Annotated in this window: 21 protein-coding genes and 1 rRNA gene; 4 read left to right on the top strand and 18 right to left on the bottom strand. The window is 62.9% G+C overall.

The window, feature by feature from the left end; all coding sequences use genetic code 11:
- The 3 genes from PCS43_RS28935 to PCS43_RS28945 form a co-directional block, all read right to left on the bottom strand.
- Positions 1–66: ribosomal RNA gene (locus PCS43_RS28935) — 16S ribosomal RNA — on the bottom strand; the annotation flags it as partial.
- A gap of 567 nt (positions 67–633) precedes the next feature.
- Positions 634–1,911, bottom strand: a complete 1,278-nt coding sequence (gene tyrS, locus PCS43_RS28940; RefSeq protein WP_007736194.1) for a tyrosine--tRNA ligase — start codon at positions 1,909–1,911, stop codon at positions 634–636.
- Between the two features lie 19 nt (positions 1,912–1,930).
- Entirely contained in the window at positions 1,931–2,539 is a 609-nt protein-coding gene (locus PCS43_RS28945) for a DNA-3-methyladenine glycosylase (protein ID WP_003944023.1), read from the bottom strand.
- Between the two features lie 86 nt (positions 2,540–2,625).
- Here PCS43_RS28945 and PCS43_RS28950 point away from each other — a divergent pair, with 86 nt between their 5' ends.
- Genes PCS43_RS28950 through PCS43_RS28960 form a run of 3 tightly spaced genes read left to right on the top strand, consistent with a single transcriptional unit; the run spans position 2,626 to position 4,726 of the window.
- Positions 2,626–3,360, top strand: a complete 735-nt coding sequence (locus PCS43_RS28950) for an ABC transporter ATP-binding protein (RefSeq protein ID WP_270923157.1) — start codon at positions 2,626–2,628, stop codon at positions 3,358–3,360.
- Positions 3,357–4,112: an ABC transporter permease gene (locus PCS43_RS28955; protein ID WP_042450499.1), complete on the top strand. Its 756-nt coding sequence runs from the start codon at positions 3,357–3,359 to the stop codon at positions 4,110–4,112. Before PCS43_RS28950 ends, PCS43_RS28955 begins: the two co-directional genes overlap by 4 nt.
- Complete coding sequence (locus PCS43_RS28960) at positions 4,109–4,726, top strand: TetR/AcrR family transcriptional regulator (RefSeq protein ID WP_042450497.1); 618 nt, start codon at positions 4,109–4,111, stop codon at positions 4,724–4,726. Before PCS43_RS28955 ends, PCS43_RS28960 begins: the two co-directional genes overlap by 4 nt.
- Here PCS43_RS28960 and PCS43_RS28965 read toward each other — a convergent pair.
- From PCS43_RS28965 to PCS43_RS29030, 14 genes are all read right to left on the bottom strand, one after another.
- Positions 4,723–4,929 carry a Trm112 family protein gene (locus PCS43_RS28965; protein WP_003944045.1) on the bottom strand — a complete coding sequence of 69 codons (207 nt, stop codon included), beginning with the start codon at positions 4,927–4,929 and terminating at the stop codon, positions 4,723–4,725. The two genes, PCS43_RS28960 and PCS43_RS28965, sit on opposite strands and share 4 nt — an antisense overlap.
- A gap of 39 nt (positions 4,930–4,968) precedes the next feature.
- Entirely contained in the window at positions 4,969–7,950 is a 2,982-nt protein-coding gene (locus PCS43_RS28970; RefSeq protein WP_007736206.1) for an acyl-CoA synthetase, read from the bottom strand.
- Between the two features lie 170 nt (positions 7,951–8,120).
- Complete coding sequence (gene argH, locus PCS43_RS28975) at positions 8,121–9,563, bottom strand: argininosuccinate lyase (protein ID WP_042450495.1); 1,443 nt, start codon at positions 9,561–9,563, stop codon at positions 8,121–8,123.
- A 3-nt stretch (positions 9,564–9,566) separates the two neighbouring features.
- Complete coding sequence (locus PCS43_RS28980) at positions 9,567–10,766, bottom strand: argininosuccinate synthase (RefSeq protein WP_007736221.1); 1,200 nt, start codon at positions 10,764–10,766, stop codon at positions 9,567–9,569.
- Between the two features lie 47 nt (positions 10,767–10,813).
- Positions 10,814–11,293, bottom strand: a complete 480-nt coding sequence (locus PCS43_RS28985; RefSeq protein WP_007736224.1) for an arginine repressor — start codon at positions 11,291–11,293, stop codon at positions 10,814–10,816.
- Positions 11,290–12,240, bottom strand: a complete 951-nt coding sequence (gene argF, locus PCS43_RS28990) for an ornithine carbamoyltransferase (RefSeq protein WP_021334039.1) — start codon at positions 12,238–12,240, stop codon at positions 11,290–11,292. Before argF ends, PCS43_RS28985 begins: the two co-directional genes overlap by 4 nt.
- A complete protein-coding gene (locus PCS43_RS28995) occupies positions 12,237–13,436 on the bottom strand; it encodes an acetylornithine transaminase (RefSeq protein ID WP_007736227.1) in 1,200 nt (399 codons plus the stop codon). The genes argF and PCS43_RS28995 overlap by 4 nt, the downstream gene beginning before the upstream one ends.
- On the bottom strand, positions 13,433–14,356 hold the full coding sequence (gene argB, locus PCS43_RS29000) for an acetylglutamate kinase (RefSeq protein ID WP_007736229.1): 924 nt from the start codon (positions 14,354–14,356) through the stop codon (positions 13,433–13,435). Before argB ends, PCS43_RS28995 begins: the two co-directional genes overlap by 4 nt.
- Entirely contained in the window at positions 14,353–15,591 is a 1,239-nt protein-coding gene (gene argJ, locus PCS43_RS29005; RefSeq protein ID WP_042450560.1) for a bifunctional glutamate N-acetyltransferase/amino-acid acetyltransferase ArgJ, read from the bottom strand. The genes argB and argJ overlap by 4 nt, the downstream gene beginning before the upstream one ends.
- A gap of 32 nt (positions 15,592–15,623) precedes the next feature.
- Entirely contained in the window at positions 15,624–16,694 is a 1,071-nt protein-coding gene (gene argC / locus PCS43_RS29010; RefSeq protein WP_042450492.1) for an N-acetyl-gamma-glutamyl-phosphate reductase, read from the bottom strand.
- 38 nt (positions 16,695–16,732) lie between these two features.
- A complete protein-coding gene (locus tag PCS43_RS29015; protein ID WP_021344370.1) occupies positions 16,733–17,194 on the bottom strand; it encodes a hypothetical protein in 462 nt (153 codons plus the stop codon).
- Positions 17,195–17,311: 117 nt separating this feature from the next.
- Complete coding sequence (locus tag PCS43_RS29020) at positions 17,312–18,247, bottom strand: SDR family oxidoreductase (protein WP_042450491.1); 936 nt, start codon at positions 18,245–18,247, stop codon at positions 17,312–17,314.
- A complete protein-coding gene (locus PCS43_RS29025; protein WP_042450555.1) occupies positions 18,244–19,155 on the bottom strand; it encodes a bile acid:sodium symporter family protein in 912 nt (303 codons plus the stop codon). Before PCS43_RS29025 ends, PCS43_RS29020 begins: the two co-directional genes overlap by 4 nt.
- Positions 19,155–20,474, bottom strand: coding sequence for a flavin-containing monooxygenase (locus PCS43_RS29030; protein ID WP_003944004.1), 1,320 nt, complete (start codon positions 20,472–20,474; stop codon positions 19,155–19,157). The genes PCS43_RS29025 and PCS43_RS29030 overlap by 1 nt, the downstream gene beginning before the upstream one ends.
- 56 nt (positions 20,475–20,530) lie before the next feature.
- Here PCS43_RS29030 and PCS43_RS29035 point away from each other — a divergent pair, with 56 nt between their 5' ends.
- Entirely contained in the window at positions 20,531–21,592 is a 1,062-nt protein-coding gene (locus tag PCS43_RS29035) for an Lrp/AsnC family transcriptional regulator (protein ID WP_209908746.1), read from the top strand.
- A 58-nt stretch (positions 21,593–21,650) separates the two neighbouring features.
- Here PCS43_RS29035 and pheT read toward each other — a convergent pair whose 3' ends face one another.
- The gene (pheT, locus tag PCS43_RS29040; protein WP_063316070.1) at positions 21,651–24,137 is read right to left on the bottom strand and encodes a phenylalanine--tRNA ligase subunit beta; all 2,487 of its coding nucleotides are present in this window, start codon (positions 24,135–24,137) and stop codon (positions 21,651–21,653) included.
- Between the last annotated feature and the right edge of the window lie 55 nt (positions 24,138–24,192).

The following is a 24,192-nucleotide window of genomic DNA, read 5'->3' on the forward strand; positions in this document are numbered from 1 at the left end:
CTCGACTTGCATGTGTTAAGCACGCCGCCAGCGTTCGTCCTGAGCCAGGATCAAACTCTCCGTTGAAGACTCTAGATTTCGCGGGCAAGCCCACTAATCAGTCATAGACAAAAAGAGTCAAATCACTAGCAAAAAAACTCAACTAGCAAAAAATGTGTCGGCAACCATTCAGACGGAAGAATGAACAATCACCGACGAAAAATACTCACACCACACACAAACCAACCAAACCCCAAGAGGCGGTTGATCATTCGCGGATGTGAAGTACCAAAAAATTTTGGCACTGACATTCATCGACACACTGTTGAGTTCTCAAAGAACACGCACACACCATCACTTCAACCAGGTTGAAAGCTCCGGGGCAAGGGTTACAATCTTAGCTTGTTCGCTCCAGGGAAGCAAGTTCCCGCTGAGCGTGATTGTCTCCGACTTCGTCCAACCGCGTTTCCCCGGCCTGTCGGTCGGGGTTGGTGTCCGTGTCGCTCTGACTTGGACAAAGTTACGCGAATGAAAACTGAGCGTCAAACGTGCAGGTCGCAGATGTTCGACAGGTTAAATCCGCTGGTAGCCCGCCCGGAGGCGGGCCACCAGCGGCCACAGGAGCCCCGCAAGACAACTGTGACCCCACACACGTCAGTTTGGAAGGATTCTCACGCCGGCGAAGTTGCGCTTTCCGCGCCGGACGACCAACCAGCTGCCGTGAAGCAGATCGGATGCGGTGGGCTCCCAGTCGTCGGCCGACACCTTCTGGTTGTTCACCGAAGCACCGCCCTCTTTCACGGCGCGTCGAGCGGCCCCCTTGCTCTCGCACAACCCGCTCGTCACGAGCAGATCGATGATCGTGCGCGGCTCCCCCGGCGCCAATTCGCTGACCGATGCTTCTTTCAGCGCCGCGGCTAGCGTCGACTCGTCGAGTTCCGCCAGCTCCGCCTTGCCGAACAACGCCTGACTGGCGAGCTCGACAGCACGGGTGTTGTGTTCCCCGTGAACCAAGGTCGTCATCTCCGCGGCAAGTCGCTTCTGCGCTTCTCGCGCATGCGGCCGCTCCGCTGTTGCAGTCTCCAGCTCCGCGAGTTCGTCCGCAGTCAGGAAGGTGAACCAGCGCAGGTACTTGATCACGTCGGCGTCGCCAGTGTTCACGAAGTACTGGTACCAGGCGTACGGGCTGGTCATCTCGGGGTCGAGCCACAAACTTCCGCCACCGGTCGACTTTCCGAACTTTTTGCCATCGGCCGAGGTCACCAGCGGAACCGTCATTGCATGAACGCTCTCACCGTCGACACGACGGTTGAGTTCGACGCCGGCAATGATGTTGCCCCACTGATCGGACCCGCCGACCTGCAGAGTGCAGCCGAGGTCGCGTCGCAAGTGCAGGTAGTCGTTGGCCTGGAGCAGCATGTAGCTGAACTCGGTGTACGACATCCCGTCCGACTCGAGACGACGCTTCACGGTGTCACGCGCAAGCATGACGTTCACGGAGAAGTGTTTGCCGACATCACGCAGGAAGTCGATGGCCGACATCTTGCCGGTCCAGTTCATGTTGTTCTCGATGACCGCGCTCGTCGGCGAATCGTCGAAATCCACGAATCGTTCGAGCTGACCACGGATGCGACCTGCCCAGTCCGCGACGGTATCGGCGGAGTTCATCGTCCGTTCCCCGACGTCACGGGGGTCTCCGATCAGGCCCGTTGCACCGCCGGCAAGAACGATCGGGCGGTTGCCGGCGCGCTGAAACCGCTTGAGCGCGAGGAGCGGAACCAGGTGACCTGCGTGCAGGCTCGGTCCTGTCGGGTCGAAGCCCGCATACAACGTGACCGGTCCGGCCTCGAGATCTTTACGCAAAGCGTCGAGATCGGTTGATTGGGCGATCAGCCCGCGCCAGGTCAGTTCGTCGAGAATATTCTCAGTCACGGACTCGATCATCCCATCTTCACGAAATGACCGGCGCTCGCGGGCTTCGGCGATACGCGGACACCGCTCGCGAGTCCGGAATCCACAGGCGCCACGGAACCTCCGCCGCGGTACTGACCCCCACCCGCGGTCCGCTCACCCATTCCTTCGACTCCCCCAATTCGAGCCGAATCCGAGAGGCAGGGTTGAACACGTCTGTTCCGTTGTCCGCCAACGTGATTGCGACAGAAGCACCGAGATTACCCGGCCCTCTGGCCCATTGGTGAGATGGTCGATCCGGCGATCTCCGAGCAGACACCACATCGTGACCGGCCTCGATTTCTGCCGCTCGGAGCAGAACACCACCCGCGACACCATCCGGGCCGTACGAGATGTTCATACAAAAGTGCATTCCATAGCTGCGGTAGACGTAGAGACGCCCCGCCCGCCCGAACATCACGCTGTTCCGCGGCGTTCTCCCCCGATACGAATGTGCTGCCGGATCCGGCCATGGCCCGTCCTTCTCCCCTCCGTACGCCTCGACCTCGACGATCCTCAGCGAGATGTCGTCGACGGTCAGGGTCGAGCCGAGAATTGTCAGGCCCGCTTCCAACGGGTTCTCCACATTTTCCAAGGTCTCGATGCTCACCCTTCGATTGTGCCCACGCCGTTGACTCATCAGTCGGCCGAGTCGCATAATTCAACAAGTGATGAATTATTGAAACGAGGCGAACCGTGACCACAACGCCGGCAATAGATATCCGCGGACTACGAGTCATTCGCGGCAAGCACGAAGTTCTTCACTCGCTTGACCTGCAGGTATCAGCAGGATCGATCACCGGACTGCTCGGCCCGTCCGGCTGCGGCAAGACAACCCTGATGCGCGCGATTGTCGGAACACAGATCGTCGAAAGTGGTGAGGTCAGAGTGCTGGGCGATCTCGCCGGTTCCGTTGCTCTTCGCCACCGGGTCGGATATGTCACCCAATCCCCCAGCGTGTACGGCGACCTGACGGTCACTCGAAACGTCCAGTACTTCGGCGCTCTTTACGGCAAGTCCGGCGCCGACGTCGCAGCAGCGGTCGACGCCGTCGGATTGAGCCGATACGCCGACCAGACCGCCGCCGATCTGTCTGGTGGTCAACGCGGGCGAGTCTCGCTGGCTTGCGCGTTGGTGGCGTCACCTGATGTGTTGATCCTCGACGAACCGACCGTCGGCCTCGATCCGGTGCTTCGCGTCGAATTGTGGGAACGATTCGCTGACCTTGCTCGCAGCGGAACCACCCTGTTGGTCTCCAGCCACGTCATGGATGAGGCCGACCACTGCGCTGAGCTGATCCTGATGCGAGACGGGCACCTCCTCGCTCAACTCACACCCGATGAATTGCGCGCCAAAACCAGATGTGAACGGCTCGAGGACGCCTTTCTCGCGCTGATTCGGACTTCACCCGTCGGAGGCGAAATATCATGAGCATCAGGATCTTCGGTGCTACGACCGTACGCATTCTGCTTCAGCTCCGCCAAGATCACCGCACGGTGGCCATGATCTTGTTGGTCCCGTCGTTACTGATGATTCTGCTCTATTTCCTCTACCAAGACGTCCCGACGCCACCCGGCCAGGTTTCGCTCTTCCAACGAGTGGCGATCACGATGTTGGGAATCTTGCCGTTTGTCGTCATGTTCCTGGTCACGTCCATCGCGATGCAACGCGAACGCAGTTCAGGCACACTCGAGCGCCTGCTCACCACACCGATGGGCAAACTCGACCTTCTCGCCGGATACGGGGCGGCATTTTCGCTCTCCGCCGCCGCTCAGGCAGCCCTCGCGTGCGCGGTTGCTTTCGGATTCCTGGGACTCACCATCGCCGGCAGTCTTGCCTGGGTCATCGTCATTGCAGTTCTCGGCGCAATACTGGGCGTTGCGCTAGGCCTGTTGGCCAGCGCATTCGCGAAGACTGAGTTCCAAGCGGTGCAATTCATGCCGGTAGTTGTGGTTCCACAGCTCTTCCTCTGCGGACTCCTGGTACCGCGCGACCAATTGCCGACCTGGCTCGAATGGATCAGCAACGTCCTCCCCTTGAGCTACGCCGTCGACGCACTTCAGCAAGTGTCGATTCATGCCGACGCGACGGGTCAGATGTGGCGTGATCTCGCCGTCATGGCGGGCTTCGCCGCCGCCGCGCTATCGCTGGCCGCGGCCACACTCGATCGCCGCACTCCATGACCGACGACAGCACCGCGCCGACGCCGACTCGTTCGGGGCGACGACCGGGCAAGTCGGAGACTCGCGCGCAGATTCTCGATTCGGCGCGACGGGCGTTCTCCCAGAACGGTTTTCGACGAACAACCGTTCGATCGATAGCTGCGGCCGCTGACGTCGATCCGGCTATGATTCATCACCATTTCGGGAGCAAGGAGCAGTTGTTCACCGCTGCGATCGCGCTACCGATCGATCCAGCAAAGGTACTGGGACCGGTTCACACCTCCCCGACCGAAAACCTCGGCGAAAGCCTTCTCCGGGCGGTGATCGGGCTATGGGATTCGGAACACCAGCCGGCGATTCTGGCGGCTTTTCGATCAGCCATTTCCGGCGACGGATCGCAGTTGATCCAGAGCTTTCTGCTCGATGTCGTATTGCGCGACATCATTCCGCGGGTGGACACACCACCTGGTACCGGCTTGATCAGAGCGGAATTGGTGGCATCTCAGATGGCCGGACTGCTTGTCACGCGATATGTGCTCGGACTCGAACCACTCGCATCATTGAGCGTCGACGCTTTGGTACCGCTGGTGGCTCCGAACCTCCAGCGGTACCTGACCGGTGAGTTGCCGATCTAGCCTTCAGCCCGTGCGAGCAACTTTTCGTGCTCGTCGTCCGCTACATCGCGTGCCTCGTCGATCAACAGAACGGGAATGCCGTTCTCGATCGGGTAGGCACGACGCAGGCGCGGGTTGTAGAGCAACTCGTCCCCGACCAGCAACAGCGGGCCTTTGTCCTGGGGGCAGGCCAAAATGCTGAGCAACGTCGAATCAATAGCCACGTGTGTCCTCTCGAACCGATCAAACAGAATGTCCTCAGGCTACCGTGCTCCGGTGCTCACCCTCGTCGGCATCAACTGCGCGGCAATTGCCTTGGTCAGCCGCTTGTACGACTGCGACTCGGAATCGAGGAACCAGGTCCGTGGCCCCGGCGCCGGCAATCCGGCCGCAGCCAACGCAGTGGAGCTCGGACGGTACGACGAACCCACCGGAATCTCGTCAACCACGTGCACGATATCCGGACGAGCGTCGAAAGCGATGCGCGAGAGGGCCTCTGCAAGCTCGGCAGAACGGAACTGCCGCCCCGGACGCCATGTCACGGCAGCGACCGCGAGCTGATGCGGCGCGTCACCGACTCCGTATGCGACGGCAAGATCCACCCGCGCCACACTCGACAACGCGTCGACGATCGGCTGGGTGAACACGGGACCGCGGACCGTGGAAATGACCGTGTTCTTGTGGTCGATCAGCCAGTAGTCGCCGTCGGCGTCCCGGCGGAAGAGATTTTCGGTGGGAATCCACGAATCGCCGGCTTGGAAGAGACCTCGCATGGCTCCGCCCGAGAGATCGGCGGTGAATCCCGCGCGCCCGAGCAGCAATCCGACCTCGTCTTCGGCGCACTCACGGACAAATCCGTTTCCGTTCTCGAGGAGCCGACCACTCAGCGGGTCGTATGCCGCCAACCGCACCTGCGCGCTACCCGGCAGTGGGCGCCCCTTGGAACCAACTTTGGAGCCTGCAACATTGGCAAGAATCACGTCGCCTTCGGTCGACGCATAGAACTCGAGTACCTGCGCGGGGTCGAACGCCTCCGTTGTCCGCTTCCACAGACCATGGGGCATGCCCGAACCGATGAACAGGCGGACCGGATGACTACCGTCGATGAGAAGAAGATCCTCGTCGAGTATCTCGCGCATCATCGACCACGTGTAACTCACGACCGTCACGCCGTAGCGGTGGATTTCCTCGACGAACCTCGCGGGGTTCAGTCCACGTGAGAGCGCAATGCGTGAGCCACCGGCCATGGCACCACCGATGGTCGCGAGCAGACTCGACGAATGATGGAGTGGTGCAAGGCAGTACACGGTGTCACCGCGATCGAGATCTGCCGCCGTGGCCGTGCCGAAGGCCGACAGTGCCCACCGGTAGTTGGTGATCTGCTTGGCTTCGAGCACACCGCCGGATTCCGCAAAGATGATGAAGGCGAGTTCGCGGGCGACACCGGGATCCGGTCGGTACCACCCGGGCAGATTGACCTTCGTCGGATCGATTTGTTCGAGATCGATCACGTCGTGTGACGGATCCACCTCGAGGCCACGGGCATCGCCGCCGCCGAGCACCAGTACCGGCCGACCGGTAACCACTGCAGCATCGACGTTTTCCGGATCGGTGATGATCCGATCGACCGACCCCAGCTTGACCGCCGCCGTGATGTCGGAGCCTGGCGGAAGCATGACCGCGACGGCACCAAGTCGCGACAGGGCCGCGATGGCCGCGAGTGCGCTGGGGCGGGTCTCCATCAGGACACCGACATGCGCTGCCGGACGCACTCCCACGGAGATCAATCCACGCACGACATTGTCGATACGCGCGTTGACCGCTTCATAGGTGTGCACGCGATTGTCGAAGAGGAAGCACTCGCCGTTCGGCGCCTTTCGACGCTGCTCCGCCAGCAACTGGCTCAGCGAGATTTTGGTGTGCGGCTGAATCTGGTTGAGTCGAGCCAGACGTGGCAACGCTCGTGCCGCTTCTCCCGACAATTCGAAAGTGCCGCGCAACGCACCGGCGGCAAGGTCACTGATTCCCTTGGTGACTCCTGCACCTACTTCAGCGACCGAGGCGACGGTGTGGATGATCCGATTGCTGATCGACACACCGGTCTGGTCTTCGAGGTCGGCGCCGTAGACCATGTTCGCGATACGGTCCGGGAGGGGTCCACCCGTCTCGGTCCACTGTACGAATTCACCGGTGGTCGGCCAGGTGTGATTGGCCGCGGTGGAACCGACAACCAAACCGAAATGGCCTGCACGCAAGGTAGATTCGTAGACCTTCGCCCGCGGAGCGGCTTGACTGATGCCTCGAACCGCTTGCGGCTGGCCGATGTCGTCGACCTCACCGACGAATGCCAGGATGGGGCAGGTGATCTCGGCGAGCGAGACCAATTGATCCTTGATGACGAACCCACCTGTCATCATTCGGTTGTGCACGATGAACTGCTTGAGCAGTTCGGCTACCGCGGGCCCCGACCACGCGACCCAACCCTCGGTCGCGAGGAAGCGGCGTTGCTGCTCCCGCGGAAGCAACGCCTCACGGTCGTGCAGTTGAAGCAGAAAGTCGACGCGCATCTTCAGCGTCTTCACGGGATCGAGCAACTGGAACCCGGTACGGGCCATCCACCCGGTGACCGCCAGGCGATTGAAGACGTGATCGGCGAGGAAATCTGCACCCTTGGTTGCCAATCCCGCCGGGATGCCGAAGGGTAGCGCGGCGAGTGTGTCGACCGGACTGCCGAAGGTGATGACGCTGGCGATGTTTCGACTACGCCGATACGCGGCAGCCTGATAGGCGAACATGCCACCCTGCGAATAACCGGAGATGTGAACATCTTTTCCGGTGTGACGGTGGATGTGATCGACGATGTCGCTGAGAGCGATGATGTGATCGGCGAGGTTACGATCCCAACCGCCCTCTTCGGAGTCGGGCGAACCGAAATCGACGACCCAGGGATCAAGGCCCATCTCGTGCAGAATTCCCACAGCGCCCTGGTCACGGGTCACGTCGTACACGTTCGCCGACATCATCATCGGCGGGATCAGCAAGATCGGTGCGCCGACGGTTTCCGGGTCACTGTCCGGGAAGTAGCGCCGTAGCCGATACATCGCTGCGCGTTCGACGATCTCGAACGGCGACGTGGTCGCATCCGTTTCCAGCCCACCCAACCGGACGACCTCGAGGCCGTTTTGTGCTGTCGCAACCACCCGACGAATCGGGCCCAGCACAGACTTGGAATTCAATCCCACCATTTCACTCCCAAGTTACTCACCATGTGACGTCAGTCTCATTTTTCCCGCGCGCGACAAGCCTACTGACGACGAATACGCGTACGCGGTCAGGGAGCAAATTCTGCTACCTGACCGCGTACGACCGAAGGACTACTGCCGAAAAGAGAGCGACAACACTCGTGACCGCGAGGTCACAGGGTCCATTCCCGCAGTGACTGCGCCACTGCTTTGACTCCGTCCAGCTGCTCGGCAACCCGCACCCCCGCGGTGCCGCCTCGCGCGTTGCGCGAAGCGATGGAACCCTCGACTGTCAGCACCTCACGAACAGCGGGTGTCAGCGCGCTGTCGACGCCGGCCAGTTCCTCGTCCGTGAGATCTTCGAGTCCGACGCCTCGCGCTTCGGCGACACGCACACACGCTCCAGCAGCCTCGTGTGCAACCCGGAACGGCACGCCCTGACGCACCATCCACTCCGCGATGTCGGTGGCCAACGTGAACCCGGCCGGAGCTAGTTCCGCCATGCGTTCGGTGTGGAACTCGAGCGTCTGCACCAGACCGGTGATGGCCGGGAGCAGCATCTCGAGCTGCGCAACCGAGTCGAAAACCGGTTCCTTGTCCTCTTGCAGATCGCGGTTGTACGCCAGCGGCTGAGCCTTGAGCGTCGCCAACAATCCGGTCAGGTTGCCGATCAAACGACCCGACTTACCGCGCGTGAGTTCCGAGACATCCGGATTCTTCTTCTGCGGCATGATCGACGATCCCGTCGACCACGCGTCGGCAAGCGTGATGTAGCCGAACTCCGGTGTGCTCCAGATGATGATCTCTTCCGCCATACGGGAGAGATCGACACCGATCATTGCGAGCACGAACGCTGCCTCGGCTGCGAAATCACGCGAAGCCGTTGCGTCGATCGAGTTCTCGGCCGAGCTGTCGAACTTCAGTTCCGCCGCAATCGCTTCGGGATCGAGTCCGAGTGAGGAACCGGCGAGTGCACCGGAACCGTACGGGGACACCGCAGCTCGCACGTCGAAGTCGCGAAGGCGCTGCACGTCCCGCAACAGTGGATGTGCGTGAGCGAGCAGGTGATGCGCCAACAGGACCGGCTGAGCCGCCTGCAGGTGCGTCTTGCCCGGCATCACGGCATCCGGATGCGCCCCGGCCTGAGTCGCCAATGCGTCGACCACGTCGAGAACTCCGGTGGAGATGCGGCGGACCGCATCCCGAAGCCACATGCGGAACAGCGTGGCCACCTGGTCGTTACGTGAACGACCGGCACGCAGGCGTCCACCGACCTCAGGCCCGACGCGCTCGATCAGACCACGCTCGAGTGCGCCGTGTACGTCCTCGTCCGAATCACTGGGTCCGAAGGCGCCACTGGCGACATCTGCCGCCAGACGGTCGAGACCGTCGAGCATCGTCGCGAGGTCGGCTTCGCTGAGCAGACCGGCCTTGTTCAGCACACGCGCATGCGCCTGCGACGCCCGCACGTCGTACGGAGCGAGGACCCAGTCGAAGTGAGTCGACTTGCTCAGCGCCGCCATGGCAGCGGCCGGTCCGGACTCGAACCGCCCGCCCCACAGCGCACCTTCGTTGGTGCCGTGTTTTTGGGCGTCTCCGTCACCGCGAGCCGTCATGGCTCAGAGTCCCAGATCGCGCTTCGCGGCGACCTTCGACGACAGACCGTGGATCTCGACGAAGCCCTTCGATGCGGACTGGTCGAAGCTGTCGCCCTCGTCGTACGTCGCGAGGTTGAAGTCGTAGAGCGACTCCGGGCTGCGACGACCGTTGACGGTGATGGCTCCACCGTGCAGGAAGAGACGGATGTCGCCGGTAACGCGTTCCTGCGTCTTGTTGACGAACGTGTCCAGTGCGTCCTTGAGGGGCGAGAACCAGAGGCCGTCGTAGACCAGCTCGGACCAACGCTGCTCCATCTGACGCTTGTAGCGACCGAGTTCGCGTTCGAGGGTGACGTGCTCGAGTTCCTGGTGTGCGGTGATGAGAACCATCGCGCCGGGAGCTTCGTAGATCTCACGGCTCTTGATGCCCACGAGACGGTCCTCGACGACGTCGAGACGGCCGACGCCCTGAGCGCCTGCGCGCTTGTTCAGTTCCTGAATGGCTTCGAGAACCGACACCGGGCGGCCGTCGATGGCGACCGGGCGGCCCTTGTCGAAGCTGATGATGAGCTCGTCGGGTGCGTTCCAGTTGACCGTCGGGTCCTGGGTGTAGTCGTAGACGTCCTTCGTCGGCGCGTTCCACAGATCCTCGAGGAATCCGGTCTCGACGGCGCGGCCCCAGACGTTCTGGTCGATCGAGAACGGCGACTTCTTGGAGACGTTGATCGGGATGTTGTTCTCTTCGGCGAAGGCGATGGCCTTCTCGCGGGTCCAGGCGTAGTCGCGGACCGGTGCGATGACCTGCAGGTCGGGTGCGAGGGCGCCGAATCCGACCTCGAAGCGAACCTGGTCGTTGCCCTTACCGGTGCAACCGTGCGAGACGATGGTGCCGCCGTGCGAGCGTGCAGCTTCGACGATGTGCTTGACGATCAGCGGACGGCTGATGGCCGAGACGAGCGGGTAGCGGTCCATGTACAGGGCGTTGGCCGCGATGGTCGGCAGGCAGTATTCGTCCGCGAACTCGTCGCGGGCGTCGACGACAACGGATTCGACTGCGCCGCAGTCGATCGCGCGCTGACGCACGACCTCCATGTCCTCGCCACCCTGCCCCAGATCGATGGCGACGGCGACAACTTCAGCGCCGGTCTCCTTACCGATCCAACTGATGGCAACAGAAGTGTCCAGCCCGCCCGAGTAGGCGAGTACGACGCGATCGGCCATGGTTTTTGTGCTCCTTCGGTTGAAAATCTCTATCAAAGAATAAGGGGTCAGGCGAGCGATTCGATCATGGCCGCGAGTTCCGCTCCGGAAAGCGGTTCCCGGGCCACTACGAAGATGGTGTCATCTCCGGCGATCGTGCCCACGATGTCCGGCATCGAGGACCGATCCAGTGCGCTCGCGAGGTAGTGCGCGGCTCCCGGCGGTGTCCGGAGGATCGCCATGTTGCCGCTGAAATCGGTGGAGACCAACAACTCACCCAACAGCCGTGAGAGGCGGTCGGTACCGCCGGCCACACCGCGTACCGGGTTCCCGTCCTCCGGCACCACGTAAACACCGGCGCCGCCGTCGGCGGCACGCAGTTTCACCGCTCCCAGCTCTTCGAGGTCACGCGAGAGCGTCGCCTGCGTTGCTTCGATGCCCTCGGCACCGAGCAAGGCCGCCAGCTCCGTCTGACTTCGGACAGGGTGAGCCGCCAGAAGCGCGATGATGCGCGACTGGCGACCAGCCCGAGTGGGAGCGACGCTCACGCCGGGTCCAGTTGGGTTCGCTGTTCCAGCAGCCACACGAGCAATGCCTTCTGGGCGTGCAGACGGTTCTCCGCCTCGTCCCAGACAACACTCTGCGGCCCGTCGAGAACCTCGTCGGTGACTTCTTCGCCGCGATGCGCGGGCAGGCAGTGCAGGACGACGGCCTTCGGATCTGCCTTTGCGAGCAGCTCCTTGTTGATCTGGAACGGACGGAAAGGTCCGACCCGATCGAGCCCGTCGTTCTCCTGACCCATCGAGGTCCAGGTGTCGGTGACCAACGCGTCGGCGCCGACGACGCCGGCCTGTGGGTCCTGCGTCAGGGTGATGGTCGCGCCGGTTTCCTCGGCGCGTTTGCGTGCTGCTGCCACGACCCAGTCCGCCGGTTCGAAGCCGGCGGGGCTTGCGATGGTGACGTCGATGCCTGCGGTCACTCCGCCGAGCATCAGCGAGTGAGCCATGTTGTTGGCGCCGTCGCCCAGGTAGGTCAGCTTCAGCCCCTTGAGCTCACCCTTCTGTTCGATCAGCGTTTGCAGATCGGCCAGAACCTGACAGGGATGAAATTCGTCGGACAATGCATTGACGATGGGAATCGTTGCGCCCGTAGCCATTTGCTCCAGGCGCTTCTGGCCGAACGTGCGCCACACGACGGCGTCGACGTAGCGGGAGAGAACGCGTCCGGTGTCCGCCAAGGTCTCTTCACGACCGAGTTGAGTGCTGCGCCCGTCGACGACGACAGCGTGACCGCCCATCTGTGCGATGCCCATCTCGAACGAGAAACGTGTACGCGTCGAGTTCTTCTCGAAGATGACACCGACTCCGCGGGGACCCTCGAGCGGACGCCGAGCGAACGGGTCCTTCTTGAGAATCGCAGCGAGTTCCAGAACTTCGGCCTGCTGCGCAGGAGTCAGATCGTCGTCCCTGAGAAAGTGTTTCACCACGGTAGTCACTTCTCCCCCGGCTGGTCAGCCGATAGTGCACTGTCGAAGATGGCAGGTAGTGCTGCCACGAAGGTTTCGGCCTGCTCGTCCGTGAGGATGAGCGGCGGCGCCAACCGGATCACTCCGGGTTGCGCTGCATTCACAAGGTACCCGGCTTCGCGCGCTGCGTTTTCCACCGCCGGCGCGACGTCCTCGGTCAGCACGACACCCAGCAACAGTCCTGATCCCCGTACGTAGTCGACCAACGGATGGCCCAGATCTTCGATGCCCGCCGAGATCGACTTACCCAAGCTGTCGGCGCGTGAGATCAGGTCTTCCGCTGCAATGGTTTTCAGCACGGCAAGTGCCGCCGCAGCACACACCGGATTGCCACCGAACGTCGTACCGTGCTTACCCGGTCCGAACAACTCGGCCGTTGCCCCGGTCGCGATGCAGGCGCCGATCGGCATTCCGCCACCGAGTCCCTTCGCGAGGGTGATGACGTCCGGAACGATGCCGACTGCCTGATGGGCGTAGAACCAGCCGGTCCGGCCGATGCCGGTCTGCACTTCGTCGAGCACGAGAAGTGCACCGCGCTCGGCGGTGATCCGCCGAGCCTCGACGAGGTATCCCTCGGGTGGCACCACGACGCCGCCCTCACCCATGATCGGTTCGAGGAACACAGCGGCGGTGTCGGAATCGACGGCCTGCTCGAGTGCCTCGACGTCGCCGTACGGCACGAACTCGACACCGGCGGGCATCGGTTCGAACGGCGCCCGCTTGGCCGGCTGACCCGTCAGAGCGAGTGCCCCCATCGTGCGACCGTGGAAGGAGCCTTCGGCTGCGATGATCTTCTTCCGGCCGGTGGCGCGAGCGAGCTTGAAGGCAGCCTCGTTCGCCTCGGTACCGGAGTTGCAGAAGAACGCGCGCCCGGTGACGTTGCCGAGATGAGCGAGCAACTGCTCCGCCAACTCGACGACCGGCTCGCTGGCGTACAGGTTGGAAACATGGCCGAGTGTCGACAACTGAGTAGTGACGGCTTCGACGACGGCCGGATGTCCGTGTCCGAGGATGTTGACCGCGATTCCTGCCAGGAAGTCGACGTACTGCTTGCCGTCGGCGTCGGTGAGTACGGCGCCGTCACCGCGGACGAGAGCAACCCGGGGTACGCCGTAATTGTTCATCAGCGAAGCGGACCACCGCTGCTGCAGATCGATTGTGCTCATGAGATAGCTCCCTGCTGGGGACCGGCGACCGAGGAACCCGGCACGACCATCGTGCCGATTCCTTCACCGGTGAAAAGTTCGAGTAGGACTGAATGTTCGAGCCGACCGTCGATCACGTGCGCCGACGGCACACCTCCGCGCACCGCGCGAAGGCAGGCCTCCATCTTGGGCACCATGCCGGCGTCGAGACTCGGCAACAACTGGGCCAGGGCGTCGGTGTCGATTTCGGTGGCCAGTGAGGCTCGGTCCGGCCAATCGGTGTACAGGCCCTCGACGTCGGTGAGGACAACGAGCTTCTCGGCACCGATCGCCTCGGCCAGTGCTGCAGCAGCGGTATCGGCGTTGATGTTGTGGACGACACCGTCGGCGTCGGGTGCGATGGTCGAGACGACCGGAATACGTCCTGCCGCAATGAGATCGAGTACCGCGTCTGGGTTCACGGTGGTGACGTCCCCGACCAGCCCGATGTCGGTCTGCTCCCCCTCGACCGCAACAGTGCGTCGAGTAGCGGTGAACAGGTGCGCATCTTCACCGGAGATACCGACCGCGTAAGGACCGTGCGCGTTGATCAAGCCGACGAGTTCACGGCCGACCTGACCGAAAAGCACCATCCGCACGACGTCCATCACCTCGGGCGTCGTCACACGGAAACCACCGCGGAACTCACCCTTCATGCCAAGGCGTGCCAGCATCGCGTTGATCTGCGGGCCACCGCCGTGCACGACGACGGGATGGATGCCGACAGTCCGCAGGAACGCCATGTCGGCGGCAAATGCCGTTTTGAGCGTCTCGTCGATCATGGCGTTTCCGCCGTACTTGACCACGACCACCTTGTCGCGGAATCGCTGCAGCCACGGCAGCGCGTCGGCGAGGACATGCGCTTTCTGATGCTCGCTGATCACGGGATACGTCTCGGTCATGACGAATACGCCGAGTTCTCTTCGACGTAAGCATGCGAGAGGTCCGTGGTGCGAATGCTCACGGACTCGTTGCCGATTCCCAGATCGATGTCGAGTTCGATGTCGATCCCACTCAGGTCCACCTCACGCGCCCCCGGAGCACCGACGCCGTCGATGCAGACGGGACTCCCGTTGAAGGACACACTGATTCGATCGGGATCGAGCTCGATGGGAGCGATACCCACTGCGGCGAGAACGCGACCCCAATTGGGATCGGAACCGAAAAGCGCTGTCTTGACCAGGCTGTCGCGGGCGATGGTCCGGGCGCCGATCAACGCATCGGACTCGGACGCCGCGCCGCGAACCGTCACCTTGACCCGCTTGGTGACACCCTCGGCGTCTGCCATCAACTGATCCGCGAGGTCATCACACACGGCCAGCACTGCGGCGTTCAGTTCGTCCTGCGTCGGCGTGACACCGCTGGCGCCGGAGGCCAACAGGAGCACTGTGTCGTTGGTGGACGTGGCGCCGTCGACGTCGAGGCGATCGAAGCTCAGGTGGGTGGCGGCGCGCAGAGCAATATCGAGCTGCTCGGCCGTTGCGACAGCATCGGTCGTGACGACGCACAACATCGTGGCCAGCGCAGGCGCGAGCATGCCTGCGCCCTTGGCCATTCCGCCGACGTTCCATTTGTTCGCGTGGTGCAGCGACGCCTGCTTCGGCACGGTATCGGTGGTCATGATCGCGTATGCCGCGTCGGTGCCGCCGGAGATTCCGCCGGCCAGTTCGTGCACCACCTCGGTGACACCGGGGATCAGCTTGTCCATGGGCAAGCGGTCACCGATAAGTCCGGTCGAACAGACAGCGACCTCGATCGCGCCCGTCTCGGTGCCCCAATTACTCAGTGCCGAAGCAACTTCCTCGGCAGTCTTGTGTGCATCCTGGAATCCACCCGCGCCCGTGCAGGCGTTCGCGCCGCCCGAGTTGAGCACCACCGCGCGCAGCTTGCCCGTCGTCAGGACCTGCTGAGACCAGAGCACCGGAGCTGCCTTGACCTTGTTCAGGGTGAAGACGCCGGCAGCGGCCAGATCGGGTCCCTCGTTGAGCACCAATGCGAGGTCCGACTTGCCACTCTTCTTGATACCGGCAGCAATTCCGGCACCGCGGAATCCGGCAGGTGCGGTGACGCCCTGCGTGCGGAGCAGACGTCCCCCGGCGACGTGAACCACGTCTGCAACGGTCGCGTCAGGCTCGATTGCGTTGTCGATCTGCTGCGGATTGTCGGTGCTCACGGAGCTACTCCCACGGTAGAGAGACCTGCGGTCTCGGGTAGGCCAAGGGCGAGATTCATCGATTGCACCGCGCCACCGGCGGTGCCCTTGGTGAGATTGTCGATTGCCGAGATGACAACGAGCTGACCGGCGTCGGCGTCCACGGTGACCCCGATCTGCACGGCGTTGGATCCGATCACAGCGCCGGTCTGCGGGAAGATGCCGGCAGGCAGCACATGAATGAACGGCTCGTCGTTGTATGCCTTTTCGTAGATTTCGCGTGCCTGCTCTTCGGTGGCCGTGGTGGCTGCCGTGCAGGTCGCGAGGATGCCGCGCGGCATGGGCGCGAGCACCGGAGTGAAGGAGACACTGATGTCCTTGCCGCCTGCGGCCGAGAGATTCTGAATGATCTCAGGGGTGTGGCGATGGACACCGCCGACGCCGTACGCACGGACGGAGCCCATGACCTCGGAACCCAGCAGATCAGCCTTCGGTGCCCGGCCGGCGCCCGAAGTGCCACTGACCGCAACCACGTTCACGTGTGAGTCCACGATCCCCGCGGCAACGGCGGGGGCCAGCGCGAGGCTCGCTGCCGTCGGGTAGCAGCCCGGAACGGCGATGCGGGTTGCGCCTACCAATTTCTCACGGGCACCGGGCAATTCAGGAAGACCGTAGGGCCAGGTGCCGGCATGAGCGCTCTTGTAGTACTTCTCCCAGGCTGCGGGATCCTGCAGCCGGAAGTCCGCGCCGCAGTCGATGATGACCGTCGACTCGGGCAGCAACTTGGCGTACTGAGCCGAATTTCCGTGTGGGAGACCGAGGAAGACGACGTCGTGACCCGAGAGGATCTCGACAGTGGTCTCTTCGAGTACCCGCGAAGAGAGTGGAAGCAAGTGCGGATGATGCTCACCGAGCGTCGAACCGGCGTTGCCACCGGCGGTCAGCGAACCGATCACCAGACTGCCGTCGGCGTAGGACGGGTGCCCGAGGAGCAGACGCAGAACCTCACCACCGGCGTACCCACTGGCGCCGGCAACGGCGACTCTGATCGGCTTGCGTGCGTTCTCGGTCGTACCACCTTCAGTCATGTCACACAGTATGCATCATTGTGCATCGGAATGCATAATTACTTACCCATGGATCGTCGAATCTCCTCGAGCTTGGCCTTTGCGGCCTTCTGGCGCTCGTCCCACTGCTCGTCGACGGACTTTCCGGCAGGACTCTCGTGTGCCAATTCGGCCGAACCTATGGAAGTACCGAAGCGCCCCTCTATCTTCTCCCGAACACGGTCGAAAGTGGGGACTCCCCCTTCGGTGTAGTCGGGTTCGGGAATTCTCGGGTCGGTCGCAAGTACCACCGGGACGTCGATGATCTCGTCGACCTCCACAACGGTGTCGGGCAGTTCGACTTCTTCGGCGTCCGTGATCGTGTTGTCGTCCTCTACACGGTGCGGCTCGAGGCTCGCGGCAGCGGTGTCCACCACGGAAAGAAGGACCGACAAGCTCGGACGACGCTCGACCACTGCGCGGACGACCGCGAGGAAGTCCTTGTCGTCGAGTGCACTGGCGGCCTCGACTACCTGGTGCACGGACCCATCGTGCTCGGACCCATCATGTTCGGGCCCATCATTTCGTGACACTGTCAGTCCCTTCTCGAAAACGCCGACGGACAATTCCGATCCTTCCACGACCGTCCGTCGAAGGGGTCAGCGTGACGCGAGATACGCGGCAAATGCTTCCTCGCTCGAATATTCGGGGACGTATCCGAACTGTTCCTTGAGCCGCCGATTGTCGAGAACCGGTCGGTACTGGAGAAATCCGACGCGCTCCGGACCGTGTTCCGTTACGCCCAATCGCCGTCCGACGCGTAGAACGCCTCGCAACAACCATGCAGGAAGCGTCACCGTGCTCTTGCCCATCCGGGAAGCCAACTCGTCGACGGTCAACGAGCCGTCGCCCGCGACATTGAAGATGCCCACTTGGTTTCCGGTCACGGCCTCCGCAAAAGCGCCCGCGACATCGGTGTGCCAGACGAAGACGAAGGGGCTGTCGCTCCCGGCAACCTTGAGCAGCTTGCGGCGATCGAACAACGCGGTGATCTGATTGTCGACGCTCTCACCCAAGATCGTGCCGATCCGGAAGACAACCTGTCCCAACTCCGGGTGTTCGACGCGATATTCGGCGAGCATCTCTTCGACCAGGCGTTTGTGGCGACTGTATGTGAATTCGTCGTTGCCTCGGACAGGTACGTCCTCGGTGATCCACGGTGGGCTGTCGGAGTGGTAGCCGTACGCCGCTCCGGACGAAGACACGACGACCCGTCCAACCCCGTGTTCGACGCAGGCCGCGAGCACGTTTCGTGTCCCGTCGACGTCGACGCGATACTCCTGCTCTGCTGTCGTGTTCTTGCCGGGATTCACGATGGACGCAAGGTGGATCACGACGTTCGGTCGGTACTGACCGAACACCCGCCCCAACTCTGTGGGGTCGCAGACGTCCGCCCTGACGCGGCGGATGCGATCGTCCGGCGTGTCCTTGACCGTGAGGTCGACACAGACGACGGCGATGCCCTGCGCGATCAGTGCGTCGATGACAGCGGTACCCAGGAACCCGTTCCCGCCCGTGACGAGTGCGACGGTCATGCCGGTACCGCCTTTCGGGCGCGTCGCTTGGACCAGATCGTCGCCAGAGCCAACCCGGCGATGATGTCCCAGATTCCCCACCAGCCGGCCACGACGGCCATGCCACCGAGCCCGTCGAAGAACGTGAACACCAGGCCAAGCCCCAGCCCCGCATTGCGGATGCCGACCTCGAAAGAGACGGCGCGACGGCTGTATTCGTTCAACCCGGTGACGGCGCCGCAGAAGTATCCCAGTGCGAGGGCAACCGTGTCGTGCAGGAAGACCGCGAGCAGTACCACCCCGATGTAGTCGACGAAGTACGACGCATTCCCCGACACCCCCGCGACGATGAAGATCAACAACGCCACCAACGAACCGTTTTTCACCCAAGGCTGCGCTTTCGCGGCGATCTCCGGAAACCTTCGTGCCGCCCAGATGCCGAGAACGAACGGCACACCGATGATCAGGGCGATTTGCGCGACCATCTCGAGCGCATTCAGGTTCACGGACTGCAACAGAGCGTCGGTCTCCGGGCGTCGGCTCCCCCAGAACGCAAGATTGAGCGGCATGAGGAAGATCGCGAGGACGTTCGACACCGCCGTCATGGACACCGAGAGTGCGACGTCGCCGCCCGCCCGGTGAGTCAGGACGTTCGAGATGTTCCCTGGCGGGCAGCACGCCACCAGGATCATGCCGAGTGCTACCGACGGAGCCGGCGAGAGAATCAGCGTCAGGAGAAAAGTCACTGCCGGCAACAGCAGGAACTGCGCAGCAATACCCACCGCCATCGCCTTGGGTTTGGTGAGCGCACGACGAAAGTCGTCGACCGAGGTGTCGAGGGCGATCCCCAGCATGATCGCGGCCAGCACCACGTTGAGGATCATCAACGATCCCGGGTTGAAGTTGAGCACCACGTCGTCGATCGGCATCACTGTCCTCCCTTCGTCAGAGCGGCATCAAGCAGTCCGATGTGTCGCTTGATCGCCGATCGGTAGGCGTCCTTGTTCACGTAGTAGGCCATTCGTCCCAACTTCAGGTACTTGTATCCCCCGGACAGATCGGGAGGAGGACCGGCCGCCGCCGCCGAGAATTCCCGCGCCGCGGCGGGGGCTTCGGTACGTGCGGTGATCAATTTGGCCACCAACTCGGCCTGCTCGAAACGGCCCTGCCATCCGAGACCGGATGCTTCGACCATGCCGAGAACAAAGAGATTGTCGTGGCGGCGACTCGCGACGTTGAGGAACAGGTCCGGGGCAGCGCCCGACCAGTCCAAGTCCTCGCGCGCGATGAAGGGATAGTCGAGGTGATACCCCGTGGCGCAGAGAACGAGGTCGTAGTCGGCAGACGATCCGTCGACAAACCGCACCGTTCTCCCCTCGAACCGGTCGACGTCGGCGCGCACGTGCACATCACCGTGCCCGATGTGGTGCAGGATCAACGAGTTCACGACCGGATGCGATTCGTAGATCTTGTAGTCCGGTGCCGGAAATCCGAACCGCACCGGATCACCCGTGAACTGCTTGAGTACCAAGGTGTCGACGCGTTGTTTGATCCACGGCGGCAACGGCTTTCCCTGATTCAAGGTGTCCGAGGGTCGGCCGAACAGATACTTGGGGACGAAGTAGTAGCCTCGCCGAACGCTCAGGTCGACGCACTCGGCCTGGTGGACGGCATCGACGGCGATGTCGCATCCACTGTTGCCCGCCCCGATGACCAGTACCTTCTTCCCGCGGAAGATCTCGGCGCTGCGGTACTGGCTCGTGTGCATCAACGTGCCGGTGAAGTCGCCCCGGAAAGTCGGCATGTTCGGCTTCGACAGCGTTCCGTTCGCGATGATCACGCCTCGATACCGCGCGACTGTTGTCTCACCGCTGCGACTGCGCGTGGTGACCTGCCACAGCGAATCGACCGGCGAAACGTCGGCGACGGTAGTGCCGAAGGCAAAGTGCCTGCGAAGATCGTGAGTATCGGCGTAGTCGCGGAAATAATCGGCAAGTTCGACGTGGCTCGGGTAGTCGGCCACCGAATCCGCCATAGGGAACTCCGCGAATGCGGTGGTGCCCTTCGAAGAGATGAGGTGCGCCGACTCGTAGACGGTGCTGTGCGGGTTGTCGATGTCCCAGAGCCCACCGACGTCGTCGTGGCTCTCGAAGCCGTCGAACGCTATCCCGGCCCGATCGAGGTTTCGCGCGCCGGCCAATCCAGACGGGCCCGCTCCGATCAGCGCGTACTTCTCCTCTGTGATCATCCGTCGAGCGTCGCAGATAGTCCGAATCTTGCAGCAATATGCCGGATAATGACGTTATGAGTGCACCAGATGCCGGCAACGGTCGCAGGATAGATGAAATCGATCTGAGGATAATCAATGCGCTCCAGCTCGCACCGCGATCGAAGTGGCTTTCGTTGGCCGAACCACTCGAACTCGACGCCGCGACTCTCGCCCGTCGTTGGAATCGACTCTCCGAATCGTCGTTGGCCTGGGTCACGGTCACTCCAGGGCCACAGGTGCTGGGCAGCATCGTCACAGCGACCATCGAAATCGATTGCTCACCTGCTCTTCTCGACACCATCACGGCACGGCTGACTCGCTCGGCCCACGCCGTGACCATCGAAGCATCAACGGGCAGAGCAGATCTGCTCGTCACAGCCGGTACCGCGGATCTGGCGTCGATGTCGCGCTTCATCTCGGAAGACGTCGCAACGATCGACGGTGTACTGGCGACACGAACCTCGATCATCACACGCTGGTTCACCGAAGGTGGGCGATGGAGACTCAATGCGCTGGCACCGTCCGAGAAGGGTGTGCTGACCACCAGCGAAAACCGTCCTGCCGTGCGCGCTCGGCCGACCGGGATATCCGAACAGGATCGCAAGGTTCTGACGAAGCTCGCTTACGACGGGCGCACTCCCATGAAGGAGTTGGCCGACGCGATCGGTGTCAGTCCCGCTGCGTGCAAACGCCAGATCGACCGGCTCATGTCTTCGGGGTTGGTGGCGCTGCGGTGTGAATTCGCGCGGCCGCTGGCCGGCCTTCCCGTGCTCGCCACTTTGTGGTGCCGCGTCGAACCCGAGCTTCTCGATACGGCGGGACGAGTGCTGAGTCGGGCGTCGGAAGTTCGAAACTGCTTCGCTGTAGTCGGCCCCGACAACCTGGTGGTTCAGTTGTGGCTGCATTCTCCTGCAGAACTCGATGCATTCGAAACTCGTCTGCGCAAGGAGATTCCGGGTCTTTGCGTCACGGAACGATCCATCGTGCTATATCTGCGCAAACTGCTCGGCCACGTGCTCGACCAGCAGGGGCGACGGACGGACACCGTTGCGCCAGATGTGTGGCTTTCCGATTCACCTCAGTCGAAAAGCCGATAACACGACAGAGCCCACGACCACCTGGGATGGACGTGGGCTCTGTGATCAGTTGAGGAAATCAGCCGCGCATCTGCGCACCGACGGCCTTGGAAGCCGCCTCCACTGCCGCATCACGCGCGGCACTGGCCTCGTCCTCGGTCAGCGTCCGGTCGACACCACGGAATCGCAACGCGAACGCGAGCGACTTGCGGCCTTCACCGACCTGCTCGCCCTCGAAGACGTCGAAGAGGCGAATGTCTTCGAGAAGTTCGCCGCCGCCGGAACGCAGAGCTTCCTGGACCTTCGCCGCAGGAATATCGCGATCGACAACAACCGCCACGTCCTGGAGCACTGCGGGGAAGGGCGAAATGCGCGGCGCCGGCAGGTTCTCGACCAACGGCAAAGCGTCGAGGTCGATCTCCAGTGCACAAGTGCGCGCAGGCAATCCCGCACGCTCGAGAACAGCCGGATGCAGTTCGCCCGCATGACCGACTACGTTGCCGTCAACGACAACCTCGGCGCAACGGCCGGGATGCCACGGCAGGTACTGCGCCGCACGCAATTCCACCTCGACGCCTGCTGCAGCTGCAATGACCCGCACGGCTGCAAAAGTGTCCGAAGCCTCGGCCTGACGGCCAGGACCCCAGGGGCCGCTCGGCTCACGCAAACCACTCAACACTGCAGCGATGTGCACGGGCTGAGCCGGCAACGACGCGATCAGGTTCGCGATCTGCTCGTCCGTCGGACGACGATCCACCGGCAATGCATCCACCGGCTTGGTGTCGGGGCCCGGCAGGACGACCTGCGCGATGCCGTACAGCGACAGATCACGCTGACCGCGAGAAGCGTTGCGAGCCAGGATCTCCAGCAGACCCGGGAGCAGCGTGGTCGCCAACTCCGGACGATCGGCTTCGAGCGGGTTGAGGACCTTGCTGGTGTTGCGGCGCGGATCATCCGCGTCGAGGCCCCAGACGTCGAAGACGTTCGTCGGCAGGAAGACCGGAGGAAGGACCTCGACGTAACCGGCGTGAGCCACGGCCTTCGAGACCGTGCGCTTTCGCCGCTGCGACGGAGTCAACCCACGTCCGGCCGGAGCGGCGGGAAGCACAGACGGGATCTGCTCGAGACCTTCGAGGCGAAGAACTTCCTCGACGAGGTCCGCAGGCTGCACCAGGTCCGGACGCCACGACGGCGGCGTCGCGACCAACTGGCCGTGTCCTTCTTCGCTGACGCCGACCTCGACGTTGCAGCCAACCTGGGTGAGGCGGCGAGCTGCGGTGCCGTTGGGGTACGTGACTCCGGCGACACGGTCGGGCAGGTCGATATCCATGCGAATGGCAGCGCGAGGGGCGACATCGCCCACGTCGGTCAGGACCGGTTCGATCCGTCCGCCGGCAATCTCGACCAGCAGAGCGGCTGCGCGGTCGACGGCCGCGAGCGGAATTGCCGGATCGACGACGCGCTCGAAACGCTTGCTCGCCTCACTCGGCAGCTTGTGCCGGCGCGCCGTCTTGAAGACTGCGAGCGGATCCCAAGTAGCTCCTTCGAGGAGGATGTCCGTCGTTGCCGTTCCCACCTCGGTGGTTGCGCCGCCCATGACGGCAGCCAGCGAGATGACTCCGGAATCGTCGGCGATGACAACGTCTTCGGGATCGAGCGTGCGTTCGACGTCGTCGAGCGTCGTCAGCTTCTCCCCCGCCTTGGCGCGACGGACCACCAGGTCGCCCTGCACTGCGGTCGCATCGAACGCGTGCAGAGGCTGACCGAGTTCGAGCATCACATAGTTGGTGACGTCGACTGCCGGCGAGATCGGGCGAACACCCGAGAGCAGCAGTCGACGCTGCAGCCACCACGGGCTCACTGCCTGCGGATCGATACCCGTGATCTTCCGCATCACGAAACGCGAAGCCTTGGACTCCGGTTCGAGGCGCACCGGCCAGGCTTCACCCTCAGCCGGGTGAGCGGGAACCGAAGCGGGATCGGCGTATTCGAGATCGAAGCCGCACGCGAGTTCTCGCGTGAGACCGCGGACCGAGAAGCAGTAGCCACGGTCCGGGGTGATGTTCAGTTCGATGATCGTGTCACCGAGACCGAGCAACTCGTTGCCGTCCGCGCCGGGTTCGGCGGTACCGGGCTCGAGCACCAAGATGCCCGAATGGTCTTTGCCGATACCGAGTTCCGAGACGGAGCAGATCATGCCGTCGGACACCTGGCCGTACGTCTTGCGAGTGGCGATTTCGAATCCGCCGGGCAGCACCGCGCCGGGCAACGCAACGACGACGAGGTCACCCTCGTTGAAATTACGCGCGCCACAGACGATGCCGCGAGGCTCGGGTTCGCCGACCTCGACCTGGCAGAAGCGGATCGGCTTCTTGAACTCGGTCAGTTCGGTGATGGAGACGACCTTGCCGACGACCAACGGGCCGTCGATCGCCTCGAGTGTGTCGAGTTCCTCGACTTCGAGTCCCACCCGGACGAACCCGGCGTCCAGCTCTTCCGGGGTCACCTCCCAGTTGGGAGTTGCCCGCTGCAGGATCTCGGTCAGCCAGGATTGCGCTACTCGCACGTCTGCTCAGCTCTCTCGTTTGTCGATAAGTCTTTGTGAAGGTTCCGCGGACCGG

Origin of the sequence: Rhodococcus sp. C-2, from assembly GCF_027854095.1 — a bacterium.
Taxonomy (GTDB): Bacteria; Actinomycetota; Actinomycetes; order Mycobacteriales; family Mycobacteriaceae; genus Rhodococcus_F; species Rhodococcus_F qingshengii.

Coding starts and splice junctions, on each gene's coding strand:
- PCS43_RS28955 (WP_042450499.1), top strand. CDS start 3,357: ATGAGCATCAGGATCTTCGGTGCTACGACCGTACGCATTCTGCTTCAG.
- PCS43_RS28960 (WP_042450497.1), top strand. CDS start 4,109: ATGACCGACGACAGCACCGCGCCGACGCCGACTCGTTCGGGGCGACGA.
- PCS43_RS28970 (WP_007736206.1), bottom strand. CDS start 7,950: ATGGTGGGATTGAATTCCAAGTCTGTGCTGGGCCCGATTCGTCGGGTG.
- argH (WP_042450495.1), bottom strand. CDS start 9,563: ATGACGGCTCGCGGTGACGGAGACGCCCAAAAACACGGCACCAACGAA.
- PCS43_RS28980 (WP_007736221.1), bottom strand. CDS start 10,766: ATGGCCGATCGCGTCGTACTCGCCTACTCGGGCGGGCTGGACACTTCT.
- PCS43_RS28995 (WP_007736227.1), bottom strand. CDS start 13,436: ATGAGCACAATCGATCTGCAGCAGCGGTGGTCCGCTTCGCTGATGAAC.
- argB (WP_007736229.1), bottom strand. CDS start 14,356: ATGACCGAGACGTATCCCGTGATCAGCGAGCATCAGAAAGCGCATGTC.
- argC (WP_042450492.1), bottom strand. CDS start 16,694: ATGACTGAAGGTGGTACGACCGAGAACGCACGCAAGCCGATCAGAGTC.
- PCS43_RS29020 (WP_042450491.1), bottom strand. CDS start 18,247: ATGACCGTCGCACTCGTCACGGGCGGGAACGGGTTCCTGGGTACCGCT.
- PCS43_RS29025 (WP_042450555.1), bottom strand. CDS start 19,155: ATGCCGATCGACGACGTGGTGCTCAACTTCAACCCGGGATCGTTGATG.
- PCS43_RS29030 (WP_003944004.1), bottom strand. CDS start 20,474: ATGATCACAGAGGAGAAGTACGCGCTGATCGGAGCGGGCCCGTCTGGA.
- PCS43_RS29035 (WP_209908746.1), top strand. CDS start 20,531: ATGAGTGCACCAGATGCCGGCAACGGTCGCAGGATAGATGAAATCGAT.